The following is a 19,878-nucleotide window of genomic DNA, read 5'->3' as shown; positions in this document are numbered from 1 at the left end:
AACGCCATGGACACCCGTCAACTCAAGGAACTCGCACAGCAGTTGCGTGTCGACAGCGTGCGCGCTGCCGCCGCCGCCGGATCCGGGCATCCCACGTCCTCGATGTCGGCGGCCGATCTGATGGCGGTCCTGCTGGCCAAGCACCTGCGCTACGACTTCGAGCGCCCCCAGCATCACGGCAATGACCGTTTCATCCTTTCCAAGGGGCATGCCTCACCGCTCTTGTACGCCGCGTACAGGGCGGCCGGGGCCATCAGCGAGGCCGAACTGCTCACCTTCCGCAAGCTCGGCAGCCGGCTCGAAGGGCATCCGACACCCCGGCGGCTTCCGTGGGTCGAGACCGCCACCGGCTCGCTCGGCCAGGGGCTGCCCGTGGGGGTCGGCGTCGCACTGGCCGGTAAACGGCTCGACCACACCGGCTACCGGGTGTGGGTGCTGTGCGGCGACAGCGAGCTCGCCGAGGGATCCGTCTGGGAGGGCGCCGAGCACGCAGGATACGAGCACCTCGACAACCTCGTCGCGATCATCGACGTCAACCGGCTGGGCCAGCGCGGCCCGACCCGGCACGGCCACGACCTCGACGCGTACGCGCGCCGGTTCCAGGCCTTCGGCTGGCACACCGTGGAGATCGACGGACACGATGTCGACGCCATCGACCGCGCGTACGCCGAGGCCGAGTCCACCGCGGGACAGCCGACCGTGATCATCGCCCGCACGCTCAAGGGCAAGGGCGTCGAGTCGGTCCAGGACCGCGAGGGCCTGCACGGCAAACCGCTGCCGGACGCCGAGGAGGCGATCGCCGAACTCGGCGGAGTGCGCAACCTGCACGTGGAGGTCCAACAGCCTCCCCCGGCAAGGGTGTTGCATGCCGTACGCTCCGGCCACCTCGAACTGCCCCGCTACGACATCGGGGACAAGGCCGCCACCCGCGACGCCTACGGACAGGCGCTCGCCGCGCTCGGCACCGCCCGTGGTGACGTCGTCGCCCTGGACGGCGAGGTGGGCGACTCCACCCGCACCGAGCTCTTCGCCAAGGAACACCCCGACCGCTTCTTCGAGTGCTACATCGCCGAGCAGCAACTCGTCGCGGCCGCCGTCGGCATGGCCGCGCGCGACTGGGTGCCGTACGCCACCACGTTCGCGGCGTTCCTCACCCGGGCCCACGACTTCATCCGGATGGCCGCGATCAGCGGCTCCGACATCAACCTCGTCGGCTCGCACGCGGGCGTCTCGATCGGCCAGGACGGCCCCTCGCAGATGGCCCTGGAGGATCTGGCGATGTTCCGGGCGCTGTACGGCACGACCGTGCTCTACCCGTGCGACGCCAACCAGACGGCCAAGCTCGTCGCCACGATGGCGGACTGCGAGGGCATCCGCTATCTGCGCACCTCACGTGGGGACACCCCGGTGATCTACAGCCCCACCGAGGAGTTCCCCGTCGGCGGCAGCAAGGTACTGCGCGCCAGTGACGAGGACCGGCTGACGCTCGTCGCCGCGGGCGTCACCCTCCACGAGGCGCTGGCCGCCGCCGAGTCGCTCGACCGCGAGGGCATCCAGGTCAGGGTCATCGACCTCTACTCGGTCAAGCCCGTCGACCGCCTCACCCTGCGCGAGGCCGCCGAACAGACCGGCTGCCTCGTCACCGTCGAGGACCACCGAGAGGAGGGCGGCATCGGCGACGCGATCCTCGACGCCTTCCTCGACGGCCGCCCGGTGCCGCGTCTGGTCCGCCTCGCCGTCCGTACGATGCCGGGTTCGGCGACCCCCGCCGAGCAACTGCACGCCGCGGGCATCGACGCGGAGTCGATCGCGGCGGCGGCGCGGCTGCTGGTGGAGACGGCGATCGTGCGCTGAGCCGAGCCGTACCTGCTGAATCCTGAAACCTGAATCTTGAGTCCGATGCCGGATTTGAATTCGACCTGGAAAATTCGAATACGACATGGAAATGCCCTGGAGATGCCTGCGGCCCGAGGCCTGAACAAGACCTCGGGCCGACTCCGGGAACAGCTTTACGGGAATGGCTTCACCAGCGATACCAGCGGCCCCTGCTCCCCGAGGCGCTCGTTCCGCGCACCAGGAATCCGAGCAGCCACAGGACAATGACCACCAGCGCCACCCACCAGAGCAGCTTGATCGCGAATCCGGCGCCGAAGAGAATCAGGGCCAGCAGTAGTACCAGCAGAATGGGAACCATAATGTGTACCTCCTGCTGTCCGTGTTTCCCGAAGCAGACGGATCACGCTTCCTTGCGGCAGAGAATTTCTCCGTGCAGGACGGAGAACCAGCCGTCCTCCTGGCGGGCCCATTCCCGCCACGCCTCCGAAACGGCCCGCAGTTGCGCGGTGGTCGCGTGTCCGCCCTCGGTGGCGCGCTCCGCGTACGCCGAGGCCTGCGTGCGATCGGCCCACAGCCCGCCCCACCACTCCCGCTCGTCCTCGGTGGCGAAGGTCCAGGTGTCCGACGTCGCCGTGACGTCCTTGATGCCGGCCGCCAGTGCCCACGACTTGAGACGGCGACCGGCCGCCGGTTCGCCCCCGTTGGCTCGGGCCACGCGCAGGTACAGGTCCTGCCAGTCGGTCAGGCCCGGCACCTCGGGATACCAGGCCATCGCCGAGTAGTCCGCGTCGCGGGCGGCGATGAAACCGCCCGGCTTGGTGACCCGGTACATCTCGCGCAGCGCCTGCACCGGGTCACCCACGTGCTGGAGCACCTGATGGGCGTGGACCACGCAGAAGGTGTCGTCCGGGAAGTCCAGGGCGTGCACGTCCGCGACCCCGAACTCGACGTTGTCCAGACCGCGTTCGGCTGCCACGGCGCGGGCCTGGTCCAGGATTCCCGGGGCGTGGTCGACGGCGGTGACGTGGCCTTCGGGGACCAGTTCCGCCAGGTCTGCGGTGATGGTGCCCGGGCCGCAGCCGATGTCCAGGATCTGCATGTGGGGCTTCAGCGAGTCGAGCAGGTAGGCGGCCGAGTTGGCGGCCGTGCGCCAGGTGTGCGAACGCAGTACGGACTCGTGGTGGCCGTGCGTGTAGACAGCGGTCTCCTGCGACTTCGACATGACCGTTTCCCCTTCGCGTCGTCTCGTCGGTTGTGCGTCACCGTACGCCTGCATGTCGCATGTTGAGACCCCAGTCTTGTCATGTGGACACGGTGGGCACGGTCACGGTCGGTGGCGTGCGAGGAGACCGCGTACGGCGTACGCGGCCGCCGTGCCCAGCGCCGCGCCCGCGAGGACGTCGCTCGGGAAGTGGGCGCCGGTGTAGACGCGGGACAGGGCCACGGCGGTGGCGAGCGGTACCACCGCGGCGCCCCAGCCGTGCGACTCCAGTGCCACGCCCGTGGCGAAGGCGGCGGCCGATGCGGAGTGGCCCGAGGGGAACGAGGTGGTGATCGGCTGTCGCTTGAGCCGGCGGGTCAGGGGGACCGGGGCGAGGGGTGGGCGGGGGCGGCGCACCGAGCGCTTGCCCACGGTGTTGATCGTGGCGGAGGCGAGGGTGAGGGAGGCGAGGCCGGTCGCGGCGGCTCGGCGGGCGTGGGGGGTGCGGGTCGCTGTGAGTGCCGCCGCGGTGGCGAACCACAGCAGGCCGTGGTTCGCGCTGCGGCTCAGTTTGGTCAGGAAGGGGTCGCAGCCCGGCCAGTGGCGGGATGCGATGGCTTCGAAGAGGCGGGAGTCTGCTGCGAGAAAGTGGTTTCGGAGGGTGTGGTGGTTCGGGGGGCGGGTGGTGAGGTCGATGTCCGGGGTGACGGTCATGGGCTCCCCGTACCCGCCGAACCACCGTTTCCTCGCCCCCGCCGCCCCTACTCGTCCCATCCTCGCCCTGGGGCTCCGCCCCCAGACCCCCCGGGTGGCCTTGACGTCTGCGGGTGTTTGGGGGCTGGGCGCGCAGTTCCCCGCGCCCCTGGGCGGGGAACTGCGCGCCCAGCATCGCTCACCGGGCCGATTCGCCTGGCCGCCCGCCGGTGGGGGCTGGGCGCGCAGTTCGCCACGCCCCTGAAAGCCTCCACCGCGACCCGCGTCTTCAGCCCGTCCGGCGTTTGAGGACGAGGCCGTCAGGCCGATGCGGGGGGCTGGGGGCGGCAGCCCCCTGGGATGGGACGGGTAGGGGCGGCGGGGGCGAGGAGGGTCGGGGGGATATGCGTTTGCTCCGTGGGCCCGGGGGCCGGAGAATGCCTGCCCATGGGACATCTCGAAGCCGCGCATCTTGAGTACTACCTTCCCGACGGGAGGGCGCTGCTCGGCGATGTGTCGTTTCGGGTGGGGGAAGGGTCCGTCGTCGCGCTGGTGGGCCCGAACGGAGCGGGCAAGACCACGCTGCTGCGGCTGATCTCGGGGGAGCTGAAGCCGCACGGGGGCACCGTCACCGTGACCGGCGGTCTTGGTGTGATGCGGCAGTTCGTGGGGTCCGTGAGGGACGACACGACCGTGCGCGACCTGCTCGTCTCCGTGGCGGCGCCCCGCATACAGGAGGCCGCCAAGGCCGTCGACGCGGCCGAGCACGCGATGATGACCGTGGACGACGAGGCCGCCCAGCTCAGCTACGCGCAGGCACTCTCCGACTGGGCCGAGGTACGCGGGTACGAGTCCGAGACGCTCTGGGACATGTGCACGACGGCCGCGCTCGGCGTCCCGTACGAGAAGGCGCAGTGGCGCCAGGTGCGCACCCTCTCCGGAGGAGAGCAGAAGCGGCTGGTGCTGGAGGCCCTGCTGCGCGGCACCGACGAGGTACTGCTCCTCGACGAGCCCGACAACTACCTCGACGTACCGGGCAAGCGCTGGCTGGAGGAGAAGCTCAAGGAGACCCGCAAGACCGTTCTCTTCGTCTCCCACGACCGAGAGCTGCTGTCCCGCGCCGCCGAGAAGATCGTCAGCGTCGAGCCCAGCCCCACCGGCGCCGACGCATGGGTGCACGGCGGCGGCTTCGCGACGTACCACGAGGCGCGACAGGAGCGGTTCGCCCGCTTCGAGGAGCTGCGCAGGCGCTGGGACGAGAAGCACGCCCAGCTGAAGAAGCTCGTGCTGAATCTGCGGCAGGCGGCTTCCATCAGCCATGAGTTGGCGTCCCGGTACGCGGCGGCGCAGACCCGGCTGCGGAAGTTCGAGGAGGCCGGCCCGCCGCCGGAGCCGCCGCGCGAGCAGGACATCAAGATGCGTCTGCACGGCGGGCGTACCGGCGTACGGGCCATCACCTGCAAGGGACTTGAGCTCACCGGGCTGATGAACCCGTTCGACCTGGAGGTCTTCTACGGCGAGCGGGTCGCCGTGCTCGGCTCCAACGGCTCCGGCAAGTCGCACTTCCTGCGCCTGCTCGCCGGCGACACCGTCGCGCACACGGGCGAGTGGAAGCTCGGCGCGCGCGTCGTGCCCGGACACTTCGCCCAGACGCACGCCCACCCGGAGCTCCAGGGCCGCACCCTTCTCGACATCCTGTGGAGCGAGCACTCCCAGGACCGGGGCGCCGCCATGTCCCGGCTGCGCCGCTACGAGCTGACCGCCCAGGCCGAGCAGCGCTTCGAGAAGCTCTCCGGCGGCCAGCAGGCACGCTTCCAGATCCTGCTGCTGGAGCTGGAGGGCTCCACGGCCCTGCTGCTGGACGAGCCCACCGACAACCTCGACCTGGAGTCGGCCGAGGCACTCCAGGAGGGTCTGGAGGCATACGAGGGGACGGTGCTCGCGGTCACCCACGACCGTTGGTTCGCACGCTCCTTCGACCGCTATCTGATCTTCGGCTCGGACGGCAGGATCCGGGAGACGGCGGAGCCGGTGTGGGACGAGCGGCGCGTCGAGCGTGCCCGGTAGGACTCCGGCCCGGTAGGACTCGGGCCCGCCAGGACTCGGTCCCGGTCCCGGTCGTCCGGTGCTTCCCGGAGGACCGGGGGCCCGGAAGTTCGTAGAGTGGAGGGAGGACGGCGAAATCCACGGTTCCCTCCCGGACGCCGCTCGGGCGCCGCGCACGGCAGCGCCTGCCCGGCGGCTACCCGGACCGCGCCGCAGGACACGACGAGCGGGGTACCACCATGACCGGAGTCGACCCGGACCGGCTGGACGACCAGCAGCTGATGAAAGAGCTGGAGACGATCCACCGCACCCGCCACGACACACTGCTGCACGGTTCGAACGACGCCCTGCGGACCCACAACATGCGCATGGCGCAGTTGGAGGGCGAGTACCTGCGCCGCCATCCGCGCCGTCCCGTCGCCGCGGGCCGTACGCGCGACGGAGCCCGGGAGCGGGGCCTCGCGGCGGAGTGCTGAACGAACGGCGGAGTGCTGAACGACGGGCCGGGCCGAACTCGCCCGGCCCGCACACCCGTTGCGGACCGCCCCCGCCGCCCCCGGTCCCCGCTGTCGCCGGTGGATCGAGGTGCGCCGGATGGTGGCGCAACCGCAAGGGCGGACACTCCGTCAGGCGGCCTGCCGGGCGAACTCCTCCAGGAACGCCTCGTCGAACCCCTTGAGGTCGTCCGGCTTGCGGCTGGTGACCAGGGTGTTGGGTCCCTGCTCGCACACGCTCTTCACCGCGTCCGCCGGGCGCGTACGACCGATTCGGCCAGTTCGTGGACCGTGGCGTAGCGCGCCTTGTGCGGGCGCCGCTCCACGGCCTCGATCAGGGGATCCGGTGCGTGTTTGTCGCGCAGGGTGTCGGCCAGGCCGCGGGGACCCGCGGGGAAGGCGGTACGGCTCAGGAACCGGGCCAGTTCCAGCCGCACCGTCTCGATGGAGTCGGGCGCGCGGTTCGGTGCCACGGGGCCGCGCGCGATCTCCGGGTCGTCGTCGGCCGTCGGCTCCGGGTCCTGCCACTCCACGGTCCGGGTGGGGTGACCCGACCTGAGCAGGCCCCGCAGTTCGTGTTTCATCTCTTCGTCCCGATGGACGCTCAGCCGGTCGCTGCCTCGCTGCATGACTCCCTCCAGGGGATCGGGGACGGTGATCGCGTACCCATGGACCCGGGGTCGACACGTCCGTGGGAAAACGGCACGACGAGCTCCACCGCCAGGCGGCATGATGACGGCCGGAGAACCGGTTCTCCGAGGTCATGGGGGTCGAAGTGACGGGGATATCGCTCGAGGCGCTGGACGCGGTGCCGTGGGACCGGCTCGAGTCGGCGCTGCCCCGGCACCCGGTCGAGGAGGTGCCTCGCGCGCTGCGGCGGCTGGCGCTCGCGGGCCGGGCCGCGACGGAGGAGTACTGCTACCCGCTGTACTCCTGCCTGGTCGCGGGCAACGGCGGGGTGCCCTCCGCGGCGACCGCGGCCCTGCCCTTCGTGGTGGCGCTCGCCGCCGACCCGGGGGCGGGCGCGCGAGTCGACCTCGTAGGACTGCTGGTGGCTTTCGGGCACGCGACCAGGACGGCTCGGCCGGACCTGGTGGACGAGGGGTGGCCCGCGGCGTGGAGACGTCACCAGGGTGCGGTCCTGGCGCTGCTCGCGGACCCGGACCCCGATGTGCGGCGGGAGGCCATTCCGCTCGCCGACGGTGTCGTACCGCTCCTGGAGCGGTGGCGGGCCGAGACGGACCCGGCGGTGCGTCTGCCGGTGCTGCTGCAGCTGGGATGGGTGGCCGCTGCTGCGGAAGCGGATGCCCGGTCGGTCGAGGAGGTGCGGGCGGTCCTCGACGGCGTCCTGCGTGACGGCGAGCCCGTCATGAAGGTCGCGGCCGTGATCGCCTGGGAACGGCTCGACCCGCAGGAGCCGGTCCGGCGGATCGACCCACTGGTGGAGACACTCTCCGACCTCGCCGTACGGCCCAGGTTCGAGGAGATCTGGTACGTGGTGGGCGTCGAGGAACCCTGGAGCCGTGAAGCGGTCGTCACCTGGGCCGCCGAACTGTTCGACCACGACGCCCGGACGGCCGCCTCCTTCGTGGTCCGGCTGGCCGACGCGGCGGCCCGCACCGGGGACACCGAACTGTCCGGGGCGGTGCTGGACGAGGCGTGGCGGCTGCTGGTGCTCAGGCCGTCCGCGGCGCCCGCGCTGCTGCCGGTGGCGGGCCGACTGCTGGACGACCCGGCCGACCCCGTGCGCCTGCGGGCGGCACACCTCCTGGCGGTGCTCGGCCGGCAGTCGGCCCGGTACGCCGACCGGCTCGCCACGCTGCTCGACGACCCGGGGAAGGATCCCTGCCTGGAGGGGACCGTCGGTGAGTACGCGCGCTGGGCGCTCACCCGGATCGGCGACCCGCGCGCGATGCCGGGGCTCGTCGAGCGGCTCTACGAGCCCTATCGGGAGCACTACGGACGTGGCTACTGCGTCAGCGACCCGCGACTTCCGGACGTCGACGCCGTGCTGGTTCCGCTGCGGGCGCATGCCGACGTCCTGCTGCCCGACCTGCGGGAGGTGATGCGGCACCACGCGGCGCACAACGGCGGCCACGGCCCGCTGACCGGCGCCTTCCTGAAGGTCCTCAAGGCGTGGGGGCCGGACGCACTGCCCGCGCTGCCGGAGGTCGTGGCGCTTCTGGACGACGCCACGGGCTCGCTCTCGATCGTCGAGGTGCTGGCCGCGATGGGGCCGGGCGCCGCGTCCGCCGAGCCCGCCCTGCGCGCCTGCAAGCCGCGCAACTGGCCGGAATACCAGCGGAACGTGGCGTGGGCCGCCTCGCAGATGGGCGGAGACCGTACGGCGGCGCTGCGGCTCATCGGCGACGCGGTGCTGACCGAGGAGGGTCCCTACTACGGGCCCGTCCACCTGCTGACCGAGTTCGGTCCCGCGGCCGCGCCGTACGCCGACCGGGTGCGGCACATCATGGAGAACACCGACGGATTTCGCCGGATCGAGGCCGCGCTCGCCCTTTGGTCGGGCACGGGCGAGCCCGAGCCGAGCATCTCCGTCCTGGCGGAGTTCGTCCTGCCGATCGCCGACGGCGGCGACGACTATTGGCCCTTCGGAGAGGCGCTGCGAGCCCTGGCCCGGATCGGCACCCTCACCCCCGCGACACGCGCCGCACTGCGGACGGTACGGGGCTTCGACGGCCGCCTGGCGCAGGAACGGAACTACGAGGCCTTCCTCCAGGACGAGGAGCTGCGCGCCGCGATCGAGTACCTGCTCGCCCTTCCCTGAGCCCAAGGCGCCGACAGGCGCGGGTGGTTGCCCCGGTGTTTGCCTCGCACAGGCCGGGGCAGGCGGAATTCAGTGCTTCGGACAGGAGGCACGTCCGTGGGAGCGGGGAAGTCCTCGCCACGGGTGTGCCGTTCGACGCACCTGTGCGCTCCCTCGGTGACCGTCCAACCCAAGGCACCTGCAAGGGAGTTGCGACGCACCATGCGAAACCAAGTGAGCGCGAAACGCCATCCGCACGACGACGCCCCCGACACCATGGAGGCATTCCGCAGGCTCGCCTCGCTCCCTCCGGGCCGGCAGCGCGACACGCTCCGCGAGCAGATCGTCGAGGCCTGGCTGCCGATGGCGGACCGGCTCGCGGGCCGGTTCCGCAACCGCGGTGAGAGCCTGGAGGACCTGCGCCAGGTCGCGGCGCTCGGTCTGGTCAAGGCGGTGGACCGGTACGACCCCGAGCTCGGCAACGCCTTCGAGAGCTACGCCGTGCCGACCGTCACCGGCGAGATCAAACGGCACTTCCGCGACCACATGTGGACCCTGCACGTGCCGCGCCGCGTCCAGGACCTGCGCAACCGTGTGCGGTTCGCCGTCCAGGAACTCTCGGGGACCATCTCGGGCCGCAGGCCCACCGTCGCCGAGATCGCCGAGCACGCCCGGATGAGCGAGGAGGACGTCCGGGCCGGCCTGGAGGCTCTGGAGAGCTTCACGGCGCTCTCCCTGGACGCCGAGGTCCCCGGCAGCGACGACGGCTACTCGCTCAGCGACGCCCTCGGCTCGGCCGACCCCGCGCTCGACGTCGTCATCGACCGCGAGGCCGTCAAGCCCCGGTTGCAGGCCCTGCCCGAGCGTGAACGCACCATCCTCTACATGCGGTTCTTCGGCGACATGACGCAGAGCCGGATCGCCGACGAACTCGGGATCTCGCAGATGCACGTGTCGCGGCTGATCAGCCGGTGCTGCCACCGGCTGCGCGACCAGGTGATGCGCGACGCCGCGTAGCCGCTACCGGGGCGCGCTCATCGCCAGGGCCACGTGGCGGGACATCATGTCCATCGCCTGGGCCTCCGCCATCGAGAACGCCCGACGGGCGCCGCAGCGGAACAGCGTCAGCACGCCCTGTACGGGGCCGGGCGCGAAGGTCAGGGGCACGCACAGCAGCGACGTCACGTTCGCGCGTACGAGGATCGGGGCGCCCGAGGCGTCACGGCCGAAGGCGTCCGGATCCTCGGGGCGCACCCGCAGCGCCGTGGATCCGCCCCGGGCCGCCTCGACGACGAGCGGACACGCGGCGGGATCCTGCGCGGCCACGTCCCTCGCCTCCTCCACTCCGTCGGAGGGGGCGAGCACCGTCGTACGGTACAGCCGTGCCGCCCCCGCCGCGTCGGCCACCACCCAGTCGGCGTACCGCCCGTGCAGCACCCCGGCCGCCCGCTCCAGCACTCCGGACGGATCGCCGACCGGGCCGCTGAGCAGTGCCGTGGTCATGGCGTCCACCAGGTCCATCAGCGCCGCGTGCCGGGTCGTCTCGGTCAGGGTCGGTACCGGGCCCGGCACGCGCTCGTGGGACGGCACCCGGCTGTCCGCGGGCTGCAGGACGACGAGGACGGCGGTGCGGGGTTCGCCGCTGGGCCGCAGCGCGGTGAGCGTCGCCCGCACCGGCACGGCGGGCTGCTGCTGGAGGTGCACGGTGAGACTGCGGTCGCCCTCGCCGCGCGCCACCGCCGCGGCCTGCGAGCGGAACGCGGCACGGTCGGCGTGCGCGAGGAAACCGGTGAGCGGCCGGCCCGTCGCGTAGCCGGCCCGGACGCCGGTGAACGAGGTCGCCGCGAAGTTCAGCCTGCGCACCACAGTCTCGCGGTCCACCAGCGCGACAGGCACCGGCACCCGCTGGAAGAGCGCCTTGAGGAGCTGTTGCTCCTGGCGGTCGACGGAGACGACGCCGGACGGGCCCGTCGAGGACAGACTCTCGTACCAGGGCCACAACTGGCCTGCCACGTGGTCGAGTTCGAAGATCGCCGCGTCGAGCACCGTCGGCAGGTCGTCGGCCGGTACCGATCGAGCCGCCTTGAGCTCCGCCACGCGGCGCACGAAATCCGCGAGTTCTTCACCGAATTCGTCCGTCTGCGCCATGCGATGAACGTAACCCGAAGGTCTGGTTCCGGGCGTGGCGGGGGTGTAACCCGCCGCGCCTGTTTTCCGCGCAGGTGAGCGGGAAGGCGCGGAGGGAGGAGGGGTGAACCATGCTGTATGCGGAGCGACTTGAGCAACGCGGTCAAAACGATCAGCACGGTCGGGGCGGTCAGGGCGGTCAACTCGGTCACCTGGGAACGCGGTCGCCGGAATCCGCACTCCCGGGGAGACGGCTGTCGGAGCTCGCCGAGCAGGCCGCCCGCTGCACCACCGATTGCTGCGGCGCCAGCTGCATGGTCTCCGAGGGCGGCCCTGAACGGCCCGCCGCGGTCACCCACCCCGACCTCGCCGCACTCGTCTCGGTCCAACTCCGCTCCGGAGACGGTCCGATCCCCGCCGCGCTGGAACGCGGTGAGCCCGTCGACTCGGCGGACCTGCTGCGCGAGGAGCGCTGGCCGGCGTACCGCGCGATGGCCCTCGACTCGGGTGTCCGCTCCAGTGTCACGATCCCCTTCCGGCGTTCCGGGCTGACCGTGACCCTCAGCCTCTACAGCTTCCGGCCCGGCGCCCTGGAGGACGCCCCGCACGGACCCGCCCGCGCGCTCGGCGACCTCGCCGTCACTTGCCTGGTCCGCGACCGCTCCTACCGGGCCGCGCTCACCGAGCTCGACCAGCTCGGCGCCGCGCTGCGCACCAGGCCCGTCGTCGACCAGGCGTGCGGGATCGTCATGCACGTACTGGGCTGCGACGCGGACGCGGCCTTCGGCGTGCTGCGCCGCATCTCGCAGGCGACCCAGCGCAAACTGTCCGATGTCGCCTCGGTCGTCGTGGACAAGCGCGGACGCGGCCTGGAACGGGAGCTCGTCTCCCTCTCGGACTGACCCGGTCGGCCGAGCTCCCGCTGTCACCCGCTCGGACGCCCGTGTCGCGCGAATGGTGTCCGGCCGCGCGCGCCCGGCGCCGGGGCGGGCTGTGATGGGGCGGGGGCGCGACGGCCGTGCCCCCTTCAGACAGTGTCTGTCCGAAGGAGCCCGACCCATGCGCCGTACCGTCCGTGTCCTGTCCGCCACCGCCCTGGCCTGTACCGCCCTGGGGGCTGCCGCCACGGCCGCGTCCGCGGATCCGGGCGCGGAGGTCGATCCCCGTTCCGTGGGCCCCGGTGGTCTCCTCTCCATCTCCGTCACCTGCGACGCGATCGGCGGTACCCCACCCGAGTCCATCGACGCCCACTCCCAGGGCTTCGAGGGGGGCAAGGTCCAGCTGCACCGGGTCACGGGCGGCGACGAGAAGACGGGCGGCGCCGCCTCGTACCGTGGGACGGCCCGTATCCCGGCGGGTGGGACTTCCGACGCTGGATCCGGTGGACTCGGAGGGGTTGGCGGACTTGGAGGGGCCGGCGGGTTCGGAGTGACAGGCGGGGCCGGCGAGCAGTTCAACAGCGATTCCGACGCCGGGAACCGCGAGGCCCAATGGGGCGTCAACGGCGTGTGTCCCGTCGCGCCGGGCGGCCAGGAGCGGCCGTGGAACGCCTCGTACAGCGTGTCCCACGGCACCGGCACCGGCACCGGCACCGGCGTCGGCGCGGGTGCGGGGCGTGGGACCGGTGCGGCTCATGACTCGGGTGCGGGGCGTGAGACCGGTGCGGCTCATGACTCGGGTGCGGGGCGTGAGACCGGTGCGGCTCATGACTCGGGTGCGGGGCGTGAGACCGGTGCGGCTCATGACTCGGGCGCGGGTCGTGACACCGGTACGGGGCATGACACGGGTGCCGGGCGCGAGACCGGCGCGGCTCATGACACCGGCGCCGGGCGTGACACCGGCGCGGATCACGACACCGGCGCCGGGCGTGACACCGGCGCGGATCACGACACCGCGGAGCGCCCCGCCGGTGCGCAGTACGGAGTGCAGGGCGGCGGGGGCGGCGCCTTCACCGATTCCGTCCCGGCCCTGATCACCGGCGGCGTCCTGATCGTGGGCGCGCTGGGCGCGGCCGTCCACCGGCTGCGCCAAAAGGGCTCCTCCCACCGCTGACGCTGCGACGGGCGCAACCCGGCCGGGCGCCCATGGCGGCACGGGAGCCTGGGTAACGACAGGGCACGGCACCACGGACTGCACGGAGGCACGTATGCGGCGGACGGTTCCGGAAGGGCACGGTCCGGTCCGCTACGGCCCTCCTCTTCCCGATCAGGGCCTGCCGGTACTGGCCGAGCTGCGCGCCGTGCTCGCCGACGCGGCGGGCCACGCCCACGCCGAGCCCTCCGGCGGCGGCCCGGTGCTCCTCGACGCCGCCTGCGGCTACTGGACCCGGCGGGGCCTGGCCGCCGACCGCGACCGGGTGGTCGCCGCCCCCGGCGCCCCCGCCCTGCTCCTCGCGCTGACCGGCGCACTCGGCGGCGACGTCCTGGTGCCGCGCCCGTGCGCCGCCTGGTGGGCACCGCAGGTCCGTCTGCTGGGCCGGTCCGTGTTCCACGCGGCGACGCCCGCGGAGTGCGGCGGCCTGCCGGATCCGTACGCACTTCTGGAGACCGTCCGCCGGGTCCGCGCCGAGGGCGGCGACCCGCGCCTGCTCGTGCTCTCCGTCGCCGACGACCCCACCGCCACCGTCGCACCGCCCGAGGTGGTGCACGAGACGGTGGAGGCCGCGGTGGGCGAGGGACTGCACGTGGTCAGCGACGAGACCTGGCGCGACACCCTGCACCGGCCGCACGACACCGTGCTGCTCAGCCCCGCCGAGATGCTCCCAGGCGAGGTCACTGTGCTCACGGACCTCGCGGGCGCCTTCCTGCCGCAGGGCTGGCCGGCCGCCGTCGCCCGCTTCCCGGACACCGACGAGGGCCTTCGGCTGCGCTCCCGCGTCCTCGACGTGCTCACCGTGCTCGGTGCCCGGGTCGCCGAACCGGTCGCCGCGGCGGCCGCGTACGCGCTCGGCGAGCCCGACGCGGTCACCGAGCGGCTGACCGCCGCCGTACGCCTGCACGCGCGCGTGGCTCTCGCCGCGCACCGCGCGGTGGTCGGGTCGGGGGCCCTCGCGCGGCCGCCGCAGGCCGGCAGACATCTGTACGTGGATCTCGGCCCGTTGAGCTCCGCGCTGACCGCTCTCGGCGTCGGGGACGCACAGGAACTGGAGGACTTCCTCACCGCCCGGCTCGGCATGCCCGCGCCGGGCGGCCACCGCTTCGGGGACGATCTCGAGGCGCTGCGCGTGCGGTTGGAGACCGGAGCGCTGCTCGGCACCACCGACGAGGAGCGGGCGGAATGCCTCAGTTCACCCTCCCCGTTGGAACTGCCACAGGTGCAACGCGCGTTGACCCTCCTGGGGTCGGCGTTCGACGATCTCCGTGACGACGCTCAGCGATGGGAGCCTCCTCGATGACGCAGCAGTCCCAGTCGACCACGAGCACGAGTACGTCCACGAGCACGTCCGAGTCCACGAACACGCAGGACGCCGAGGAGCCGGCGTCCTCCATGGCCCCGCCGGCGGGGCGTTCCTCACCTGTCCTTCCTCTCCGTCCGCTCGTCGAGCCCCCTCCTCTCGCCGAACCCCGTCCGCTCGGTGAGCGCCGTGTGTGGCCGCGGTCGTTCGTCGACCGGCTGACCGCGCCGCTGCCCGGGCTGCGGGCCTTCGCGCGGTTCGCACGTGAGGGGGCGCTGCGGCCGGGGCCCGAGGGGCTCGCCGGCATTCCGCTGCTGCCCTTCGAACCGGGGCCGCTGCCGCGGGTGGGCGCGCGTACCGTCGCCGTCTCCTGGGCGGGGCACGCGAGTTGGGTGATCCGCATAGGCGGGCTCACCGTCCTCACCGACCCGGTCTGGTCCCGCAAGATCCTCGGCACCCCGGCCCGGATCACCCCGGTCGGCGTGGCCTGGAGCGCGCTGCCGCGCGTCGACGCGGTCGTCATCAGTCACAACCACTACGATCATCTGGACGCGCCGACGCTGCGCCGACTCCCGCGCGGCACACCGGTGTTCGTGCCGGCCGGACTCGGGCGCTGGTTCCGGCGCCGCCGGTTCACCCGGGTCACGGAGCTGGACTGGTGGGAGGCGGTCGAACTCGACGGTGTGCGCTTCGACTTCGTCCCCGCGCACCACTGGTCCAAGCGCGGTCTCACCGACACCTGCCGCACGCTGTGGGGTGGCTGGGTGCTGACGGCGCCCGAAGGACAGCGGGTGTACTTCGCGGGGGACACGGGGTACGGGCACTGGTTCGCGGCCATCGGGCAGCGGTACCCGGGGATAGAACTGGCCCTGCTTCCCATCGGGGCGTACGACCCCCGGTGGTGGTTGAGTGACGTCCACTGCGACCCGGAAGAGGCTGTTCGGGCCGCTGTCGACCTGGGGGCTCGGCGGATGGCGCCGATGCACTGGGGGACATTCGTGCTGTCGGCGGAGCCCGTGCTGGAGCCGTTGACCCGGGTGAAGGCGGCTTGGGAGCGGGTGGGGTTGGAGCGGGGGAATCTGTGGGATCTGGCGGTGGGGGGTTCTCGGGTCCTGGGGTGACGACGGTGGTGGGGGTGCCTACCGGGCCGCGGTTCTGCGAACCCTCCGCCACACTCCCGGCGCCGCACTGACCGCCAGTGTCAGGACCACCGCCGCCACGACGCCCTCCCACGGCTCGTCGAAGAGGGAGCCGCCGAGGATGCCGATGACCTGGTAGGTGGCCGCCCAGGCGAGGCAGGCGGGGATGTCGCCGCGGGCGAAGGTGCGCAGGGGCATCTTCGCCAGCAGGCAGGCGAGCATCACCGGTATGCGGCCCGCCGGGACGAGGCGGGACAGGACGAGGACGGCGACGCCGTGGTCGTCCAGCTTCTCCTGGGCCTGGGCGAGGCGGTCCTCCGGGGCGCGCACACGGATGGCCTCCAGCCAGCGCGAGCCGTTCTTGGATCCCATGCCGCGCCGGCCGAGCCAGTAGAGCGCCACGTCACCGAGGAACGCCGCGAGCGAGCCCACCACGAAGACCAGCAGCAGGGCGAACGGCGCCGTCTCGTGAAAGGCCACCACGGCCGCCGAACTGACCAGCGCGCCCGTCGGCACCACCGGGACCAGCGCGCCGATCAGCACCAGCACGAACAGCGACGGATAGCCGATCGCCTGCTGTGTGCTCTCCGGTGACACGGCCGCGCCCGCGGCGGACAGGAACACGGCCGGGGCGGTGCTCTTGGCGGACAGGAATATCGCCGGGGCCGCGCCCAAGGCGGTCAGAGGCGTCACCGCGCGACCTCCGGGCGCACGCTCTCGCCGTGTTCGAGCCGGTGCACCGCCACTTGGGGCGCACGCTCACCAGCCAGGCGCACGAACTCATCACCCGGCGCATGAAATTCATGGGGGCGCACGCTGTCCATGCCGATGGGCCAGTACGTGCCGTAGTGCACCGGCACCGCGCTCCTCGGCATCAGCCGGGCCAGCGCCTCGGCGGCCCGCCCCGCGTCCAGGTGTCCCTCCCCGAGGAACGGGCCCCACCCGCCGACCGGCAGCAGCGCCACGTCGACCGGTCCGACCTCCTCGGCCATCGACTCGAACGGCCCGGTGTCCCCGGCGAAATACGTCCGCGCCTCGCCCTCCACCACGAAGCCCAGCGCGGGGGAGCGATGCGGTCCGACCGGCAGTCGCCGCCCGTCGTGCCGCGCCGACACCGTACGTACGACCAGGTCACCGACCTGGGTCAGGTCCCCGGGCGCCACCTCGACGAACCGCAGATGGTCCAGCCTGCGCAGCGCGGGCACCACGCGCGGTGCGCCCTTCGGCACCAGTACCAGCGTGCCCGGCGCGAGCCGCTGCAACGAGGGCAGATGGAGATGGTCGGCGTGCAGATGCGAGACCAGCGCCACGTCCGCGACCGCGGCCTCGGGAGGGGGCGGCGCCCCGCGCCTGCGCCGCAGGTGCGCGAGCCGGCGCGCGAAGAGCGGATCGGTGAGGACGCGTGTGCCGGAGTCCTCCAGCGTGCAAGTGGCGTGCCCCCACCAGGTGATCTCCACCGGCACTTCTTTGCCTCCTCCGTGCGACTCCCCTCGAGCCTACGTGCAGGAGTAGGGTCGGCGGCGAAACCCGGAGGTGAGGGGGGACGCCATGGGACACGCGAGCAGCGCCTCCGCCGTGCCGACCACAGTCCGCGTCACGGCCATCGCGAGCCTGACGCCCCTGGAGGAGCTCGACGCGGACCCCTTCCTCGTGGACTCCCGCAGCCAGTACGCGATGTGCGCCCGCTGGGCCGCCGAGCGCGGTTACGTCGTCACCCGCGAGCTCCTCGTCCGCGGTCTGCGCCCCGACCACCGCACCCTGTGGGCGGACGTCGAGGCGGGCCTCGTCGACCTGTTCGTCGCGCCGAGCCGTCGTGTCCTGGAGCGCGCCCTCGCCTCCGTGGACGAGTTCACCGCCGAGTGCGCCCGCCGCGGCGTACGGATCGAGACGGTCGGGTGCGCGGAACCGTCGTACGACGCCCAGATGAAGGCCCGGGTCCACCGCCGTCTGTCGATGCCGACCGCGGGCTACGACGGCCGCTGAGGGGGACACCGGGGGCCGCTCGACCGTTGTGACAGGGTGGGAGCGGCCTCGCACACCGGGCGGGCCGGGACGTGAGGTGGACAGGGCGTGGGCGGAAGGCGTTGGCGGCGACTTCTCAGCGGAGTGTGGCGGAGCATCGCGGTGTGGGCCGTGTCCACGGTCACCATGCTCGTCCTCGCCGGTGTGCTGCCCGACTTCCAGCTGGAGTCCAGCAACGGCGACAGCGCCACGCGGATCGCCGTCACCGCGGGGGTCGGCGCGGCCGTCTTCGGTCTGCTCTCCTCGCTCGTGTGGCCCCTGCTCGTACGGGCGCTGCTCCTGGTCCCCGCGCTGGTCCTCGGTCTGCTCGTCTTCTTCCTGAACGGCTCCTTGCTGCTGATAGCCCTGCGCATCAACCCCTCCGGGCAGGGCGAGGCCGCGCCCGAGACCGCCGTGGTCGTCGCCGCCGTGATGTCCGCGGTCGCCTCGGCCACCGGCGGTGCCCTCGCCGTCCGGGACGACGACGCCTACCGGCGCAGGCTCTCCCGGCTCGCCGACCGGCGCCGCAGGCGCGGTGACGGTCAGGCCTGGCCCGCGACCCCCGGTGCCGTCTTCCTCCAGCTCGACGGCGTCGGCCACGACGTGCTGGAGGAGGCGGTCGGCAAGGGGCTGATGCCCACCGTCGCGCAGTGGCTCGAGGGCTCCGGGGAGGGCGGCTGTCCCACCCACCGGCTCACCCCGTGGCGCACCGACTGGTCCAGCCAGACCGGCGCCAGCCAGCTCGGCATCCTGCACGGCAGCAACCACGACGTGCCGGCCTTCCGCTGGTACGAGAAGGACACGCACGAGGTCATGGTGTGCAACCGGCCCTCCAGCGCCGCCGAACTCCAGCGCCGGGCCATCGAGCACACCGGCGACGGGGGCCTGCTGACCGTCGACGGCGCCAGCCGCGGCAACCTCTTCAGCGGCGGCGCCGACCAGCTGGCCCTGGTGCTGTCCATGGCAGCGCGAAGGGGCAGGGAGAACCGTTCCCGCTCGGGCTACTTCGCGTACTTCAGCGACCCCGCCAACGCCGTCCGTACGGCCTTGTCCTTCGTCGCCGAGGTGCTGCGCGAGATGGGCCAGTCCACGTGGGCCCGGATGAAGAAGCGGCGGCCCCGGGTCAAGCGCGGCGGGCTGTACCCCTTCGTGCGCGCCTTCGCGACCGTCGTCGAGCGGGACGTCGTCGTCGCCGCGGTGATCGGCGACATGCTCGCCGGGCGCAACGCGGTCTACGCGGACCTGGTGGCGTACGACGAGGTGGCCCACCACTCCGGGCCGCGCAGCCGGGACACCGAGAAGGTCCTGGAGCGCCTCGACCGGTCACTCGCCCTGATCGCCAAGGTCGCCGAACACGCCCCGCGGCCCTACCGGATCGTGGTGCTGTCGGACCACGGCCAGAGCCCCGGCGAGACCTTCCTGACCCGCTACGGCCTCAGCCTCGGCAGCCTGGTCCGGGCCGGGTGCGGGCTGCCCGTGCCGCGCAAGGTACAGCGCACGCACAGCGGCACCGAAGCACGGGCGGCGGTGCGGGCCGCGCTGCGCAGACCCGTCGAGGAGCGTGGCGAGCACCACCGTCCCTCGCGCCGCTCCGAGCCCATCGTGCTGGCCTCCGGCAACCTCGGCCTGGTGTCCTTCCCCGACGTGCCGCACCGGATGAGCCGGGAGGAGATCGACCGCCGCCACCCCGCGCTGCTGTCCACCCTCGCCAACCACCCCGGCGTCGGCTTCGTGCTGGTCCGCAGCGAGGAGTACGGCGGACTCGTGCTGGGCGCGAACGGCGCGGAGGTGCCCATCGACAAGCTCGACGACGCGCGCCCGGGCCCGCTCGCCGACTTCGGCCCCGGCGCCGCCGACGCCGTACGACGTACGCACTCCTTCCCGCACGTCGCCGACATCATGGTCAACTCCTCGTACGACCCGATGGAGGGCGAAGTCCTCGCCTTCGAGGAGCAGATCGGCTCGCACGGCGGACTTGGCGGGGCCCAGGCACGCCCCTTTCTGCTGTCGCCGACGGCCCTGTCCGTGCCGGTCGAGGACGACGCGGATCTCGTGGGCGCCGAGCAGGTGCACCGCGTACTGCGGCGCTGGCTGCGCGAGTGCGACGGCCCCCAGGTGCCGCTGGCGGCGCCCGCGGACGAGCGCGCCGCCTGAGCCACGGGCAGGCGGCCGGGCCGAGGCGG

At 72.6% G+C, this 19,878-nt stretch carries 17 protein-coding genes and 1 pseudogene; 11 read left to right on the top strand and 7 right to left on the bottom strand.

What is annotated here, in order from left to right:
* Window positions 1-6: 6 nt before the first annotated feature.
* Entirely contained in the window at window positions 7-1,854 is a 1,848-nt protein-coding gene (locus SMIR_RS03480) for a transketolase (RefSeq protein WP_249938603.1), read from the top strand.
* Between the two features lie 169 nt (window positions 1,855-2,023).
* Here the strand turns inward: SMIR_RS03480 and SMIR_RS03475 are convergent, their stop codons facing one another.
* From SMIR_RS03475 to SMIR_RS03465, 3 genes and pseudogenes are all read right to left on the bottom strand, one after another.
* The gene (locus tag SMIR_RS03475) at window positions 2,024-2,194 is read right to left on the bottom strand and encodes a hydrophobic protein (protein WP_101401845.1); all 171 of its coding nucleotides are present in this window, start codon (window positions 2,192-2,194) and stop codon (window positions 2,024-2,026) included.
* A 42-nt stretch (window positions 2,195-2,236) separates the two neighbouring features.
* Complete coding sequence (locus tag SMIR_RS03470; protein ID WP_212726492.1) at window positions 2,237-3,058, bottom strand: class I SAM-dependent methyltransferase; 822 nt, start codon at window positions 3,056-3,058, stop codon at window positions 2,237-2,239.
* A gap of 120 nt (window positions 3,059-3,178) precedes the next feature.
* Window positions 3,179-3,751, bottom strand: a pseudogene (locus SMIR_RS03465) (phosphatase PAP2 family protein); the annotation flags it as partial.
* A gap of 426 nt (window positions 3,752-4,177) precedes the next feature.
* Between SMIR_RS03465 and SMIR_RS03460 the strand changes: the two are divergent.
* Window positions 4,178-5,797 (top strand): ABC-F family ATP-binding cassette domain-containing protein, encoded by a 1,620-nt coding sequence (locus SMIR_RS03460; RefSeq protein WP_212726491.1) that lies wholly within the window; start codon window positions 4,178-4,180, stop codon window positions 5,795-5,797.
* Between the two features lie 218 nt (window positions 5,798-6,015).
* A complete protein-coding gene (locus SMIR_RS03455; RefSeq protein WP_168497440.1) occupies window positions 6,016-6,252 on the top strand; it encodes a DUF6158 family protein in 237 nt (78 codons plus the stop codon).
* 260 nt (window positions 6,253-6,512) lie between these two features.
* Here the strand turns inward: SMIR_RS03455 and SMIR_RS03445 are convergent, their stop codons facing one another.
* Complete coding sequence (locus SMIR_RS03445; RefSeq protein WP_168497442.1) at window positions 6,513-6,899, bottom strand: DUF2795 domain-containing protein; 387 nt, start codon at window positions 6,897-6,899, stop codon at window positions 6,513-6,515.
* A gap of 146 nt (window positions 6,900-7,045) precedes the next feature.
* On the opposite strand from SMIR_RS03445, the gene SMIR_RS03440 reads away from it, so the two are divergent.
* Window positions 7,046-9,055, top strand: a complete 2,010-nt coding sequence (locus SMIR_RS03440; RefSeq protein WP_212726490.1) for a hypothetical protein — start codon at window positions 7,046-7,048, stop codon at window positions 9,053-9,055.
* 201 nt (window positions 9,056-9,256) lie between these two features.
* Window positions 9,257-10,051, top strand: a complete 795-nt coding sequence (locus tag SMIR_RS03435) for an RNA polymerase sigma factor SigF (protein ID WP_168497446.1) — start codon at window positions 9,257-9,259, stop codon at window positions 10,049-10,051.
* A gap of 3 nt (window positions 10,052-10,054) precedes the next feature.
* Here SMIR_RS03435 and SMIR_RS03430 read toward each other — a convergent pair whose 3' ends face one another.
* Window positions 10,055-11,182, bottom strand: a complete 1,128-nt coding sequence (locus SMIR_RS03430) for a PAS domain-containing protein (protein ID WP_212726489.1) — start codon at window positions 11,180-11,182, stop codon at window positions 10,055-10,057.
* A gap of 293 nt (window positions 11,183-11,475) precedes the next feature.
* Here SMIR_RS03430 and SMIR_RS03425 point away from each other — a divergent pair, with 293 nt between their 5' ends.
* From SMIR_RS03425 to SMIR_RS03410, 4 genes are all read left to right on the top strand, one after another.
* Window positions 11,476-12,063, top strand: coding sequence for an ANTAR domain-containing response regulator (locus tag SMIR_RS03425; protein WP_422664391.1), 588 nt, complete (start codon window positions 11,476-11,478; stop codon window positions 12,061-12,063).
* Window positions 12,064-12,220: 157 nt separating this feature from the next.
* Window positions 12,221-13,213 carry a hypothetical protein gene (locus SMIR_RS03420; RefSeq protein ID WP_212728510.1) on the top strand — a complete coding sequence of 331 codons (993 nt, stop codon included), beginning with the start codon at window positions 12,221-12,223 and terminating at the stop codon, window positions 13,211-13,213.
* 94 nt (window positions 13,214-13,307) lie between these two features.
* Window positions 13,308-14,555 (top strand): aminotransferase class I/II-fold pyridoxal phosphate-dependent enzyme, encoded by a 1,248-nt coding sequence (locus SMIR_RS03415; RefSeq protein WP_212726488.1) that lies wholly within the window; start codon window positions 13,308-13,310, stop codon window positions 14,553-14,555.
* Entirely contained in the window at window positions 14,552-15,676 is a 1,125-nt protein-coding gene (locus SMIR_RS03410) for an MBL fold metallo-hydrolase (RefSeq protein WP_212726487.1), read from the top strand. Before SMIR_RS03415 ends, SMIR_RS03410 begins: the two co-directional genes overlap by 4 nt.
* Window positions 15,677-15,694: 18 nt before the next feature.
* Here the strand turns inward: SMIR_RS03410 and SMIR_RS03405 are convergent, their stop codons facing one another.
* Both SMIR_RS03405 and SMIR_RS03400 read right to left on the bottom strand, forming a co-directional pair.
* A complete protein-coding gene (locus SMIR_RS03405) occupies window positions 15,695-16,345 on the bottom strand; it encodes a DedA family protein (RefSeq protein WP_422664506.1) in 651 nt (216 codons plus the stop codon).
* Between the two features lie 38 nt (window positions 16,346-16,383).
* Complete coding sequence (locus tag SMIR_RS03400; protein WP_168497454.1) at window positions 16,384-17,157, bottom strand: MBL fold metallo-hydrolase; 774 nt, start codon at window positions 17,155-17,157, stop codon at window positions 16,384-16,386.
* 85 nt (window positions 17,158-17,242) lie between these two features.
* Here SMIR_RS03400 and SMIR_RS03395 point away from each other — a divergent pair, with 85 nt between their 5' ends.
* Together SMIR_RS03395 and SMIR_RS03390 are read left to right on the top strand one after the other, a co-directional pair.
* Entirely contained in the window at window positions 17,243-17,677 is a 435-nt protein-coding gene (locus tag SMIR_RS03395; protein WP_168497456.1) for a hypothetical protein, read from the top strand.
* An 87-nt stretch (window positions 17,678-17,764) separates the two neighbouring features.
* Complete coding sequence (locus SMIR_RS03390; RefSeq protein ID WP_212726486.1) at window positions 17,765-19,849, top strand: phage holin family protein; 2,085 nt, start codon at window positions 17,765-17,767, stop codon at window positions 19,847-19,849.
* The last annotated feature ends 29 nt before the right edge of the window (window positions 19,850-19,878 follow it).

The sequence above is a fragment of the Streptomyces mirabilis genome, from assembly GCF_018310535.1.
Taxonomy (GTDB): domain Bacteria; phylum Actinomycetota; class Actinomycetes; order Streptomycetales; family Streptomycetaceae; genus Streptomyces.
The sequence above is the reverse complement of the archived record's forward strand: the minus strand, read 5'-3'. Positions and strand labels throughout refer to the sequence as shown.

Excerpts from the sequence above, each read along its gene's own strand:
- SMIR_RS03410 (WP_212726487.1), top strand. The coding sequence starts at position 14,552 with ATGACGCAGCAGTCCCAGTCGACCACGAGCACGAGTACGTCCACGAGC.
- SMIR_RS03475 (WP_101401845.1), bottom strand. The coding sequence starts at position 2,194 with ATGGTTCCCATTCTGCTGGTACTACTGCTGGCCCTGATTCTCTTCGGC.
- SMIR_RS03420 (WP_212728510.1), top strand. The coding sequence starts at position 12,221 with ATGCGCCGTACCGTCCGTGTCCTGTCCGCCACCGCCCTGGCCTGTACC.
- SMIR_RS03470 (WP_212726492.1), bottom strand. The coding sequence starts at position 3,058 with ATGTCGAAGTCGCAGGAGACCGCTGTCTACACGCACGGCCACCACGAG.
- SMIR_RS03395 (WP_168497456.1), top strand. The coding sequence starts at position 17,243 with ATGGGACACGCGAGCAGCGCCTCCGCCGTGCCGACCACAGTCCGCGTC.
- SMIR_RS03460 (WP_212726491.1), top strand. The coding sequence starts at position 4,178 with ATGGGACATCTCGAAGCCGCGCATCTTGAGTACTACCTTCCCGACGGG.
- SMIR_RS03415 (WP_212726488.1), top strand. The coding sequence starts at position 13,308 with ATGCGGCGGACGGTTCCGGAAGGGCACGGTCCGGTCCGCTACGGCCCT.
- SMIR_RS03480 (WP_249938603.1), top strand. The coding sequence starts at position 7 with ATGGACACCCGTCAACTCAAGGAACTCGCACAGCAGTTGCGTGTCGAC.
- SMIR_RS03455 (WP_168497440.1), top strand. The coding sequence starts at position 6,016 with ATGACCGGAGTCGACCCGGACCGGCTGGACGACCAGCAGCTGATGAAA.
- SMIR_RS03430 (WP_212726489.1), bottom strand. The coding sequence starts at position 11,182 with ATGGCGCAGACGGACGAATTCGGTGAAGAACTCGCGGATTTCGTGCGC.
- SMIR_RS03425 (WP_422664391.1), top strand. The coding sequence starts at position 11,476 with ATGGTCTCCGAGGGCGGCCCTGAACGGCCCGCCGCGGTCACCCACCCC.
- SMIR_RS03435 (WP_168497446.1), top strand. The coding sequence starts at position 9,257 with ATGCGAAACCAAGTGAGCGCGAAACGCCATCCGCACGACGACGCCCCC.
- SMIR_RS03445 (WP_168497442.1), bottom strand. The coding sequence starts at position 6,899 with ATGCAGCGAGGCAGCGACCGGCTGAGCGTCCATCGGGACGAAGAGATG.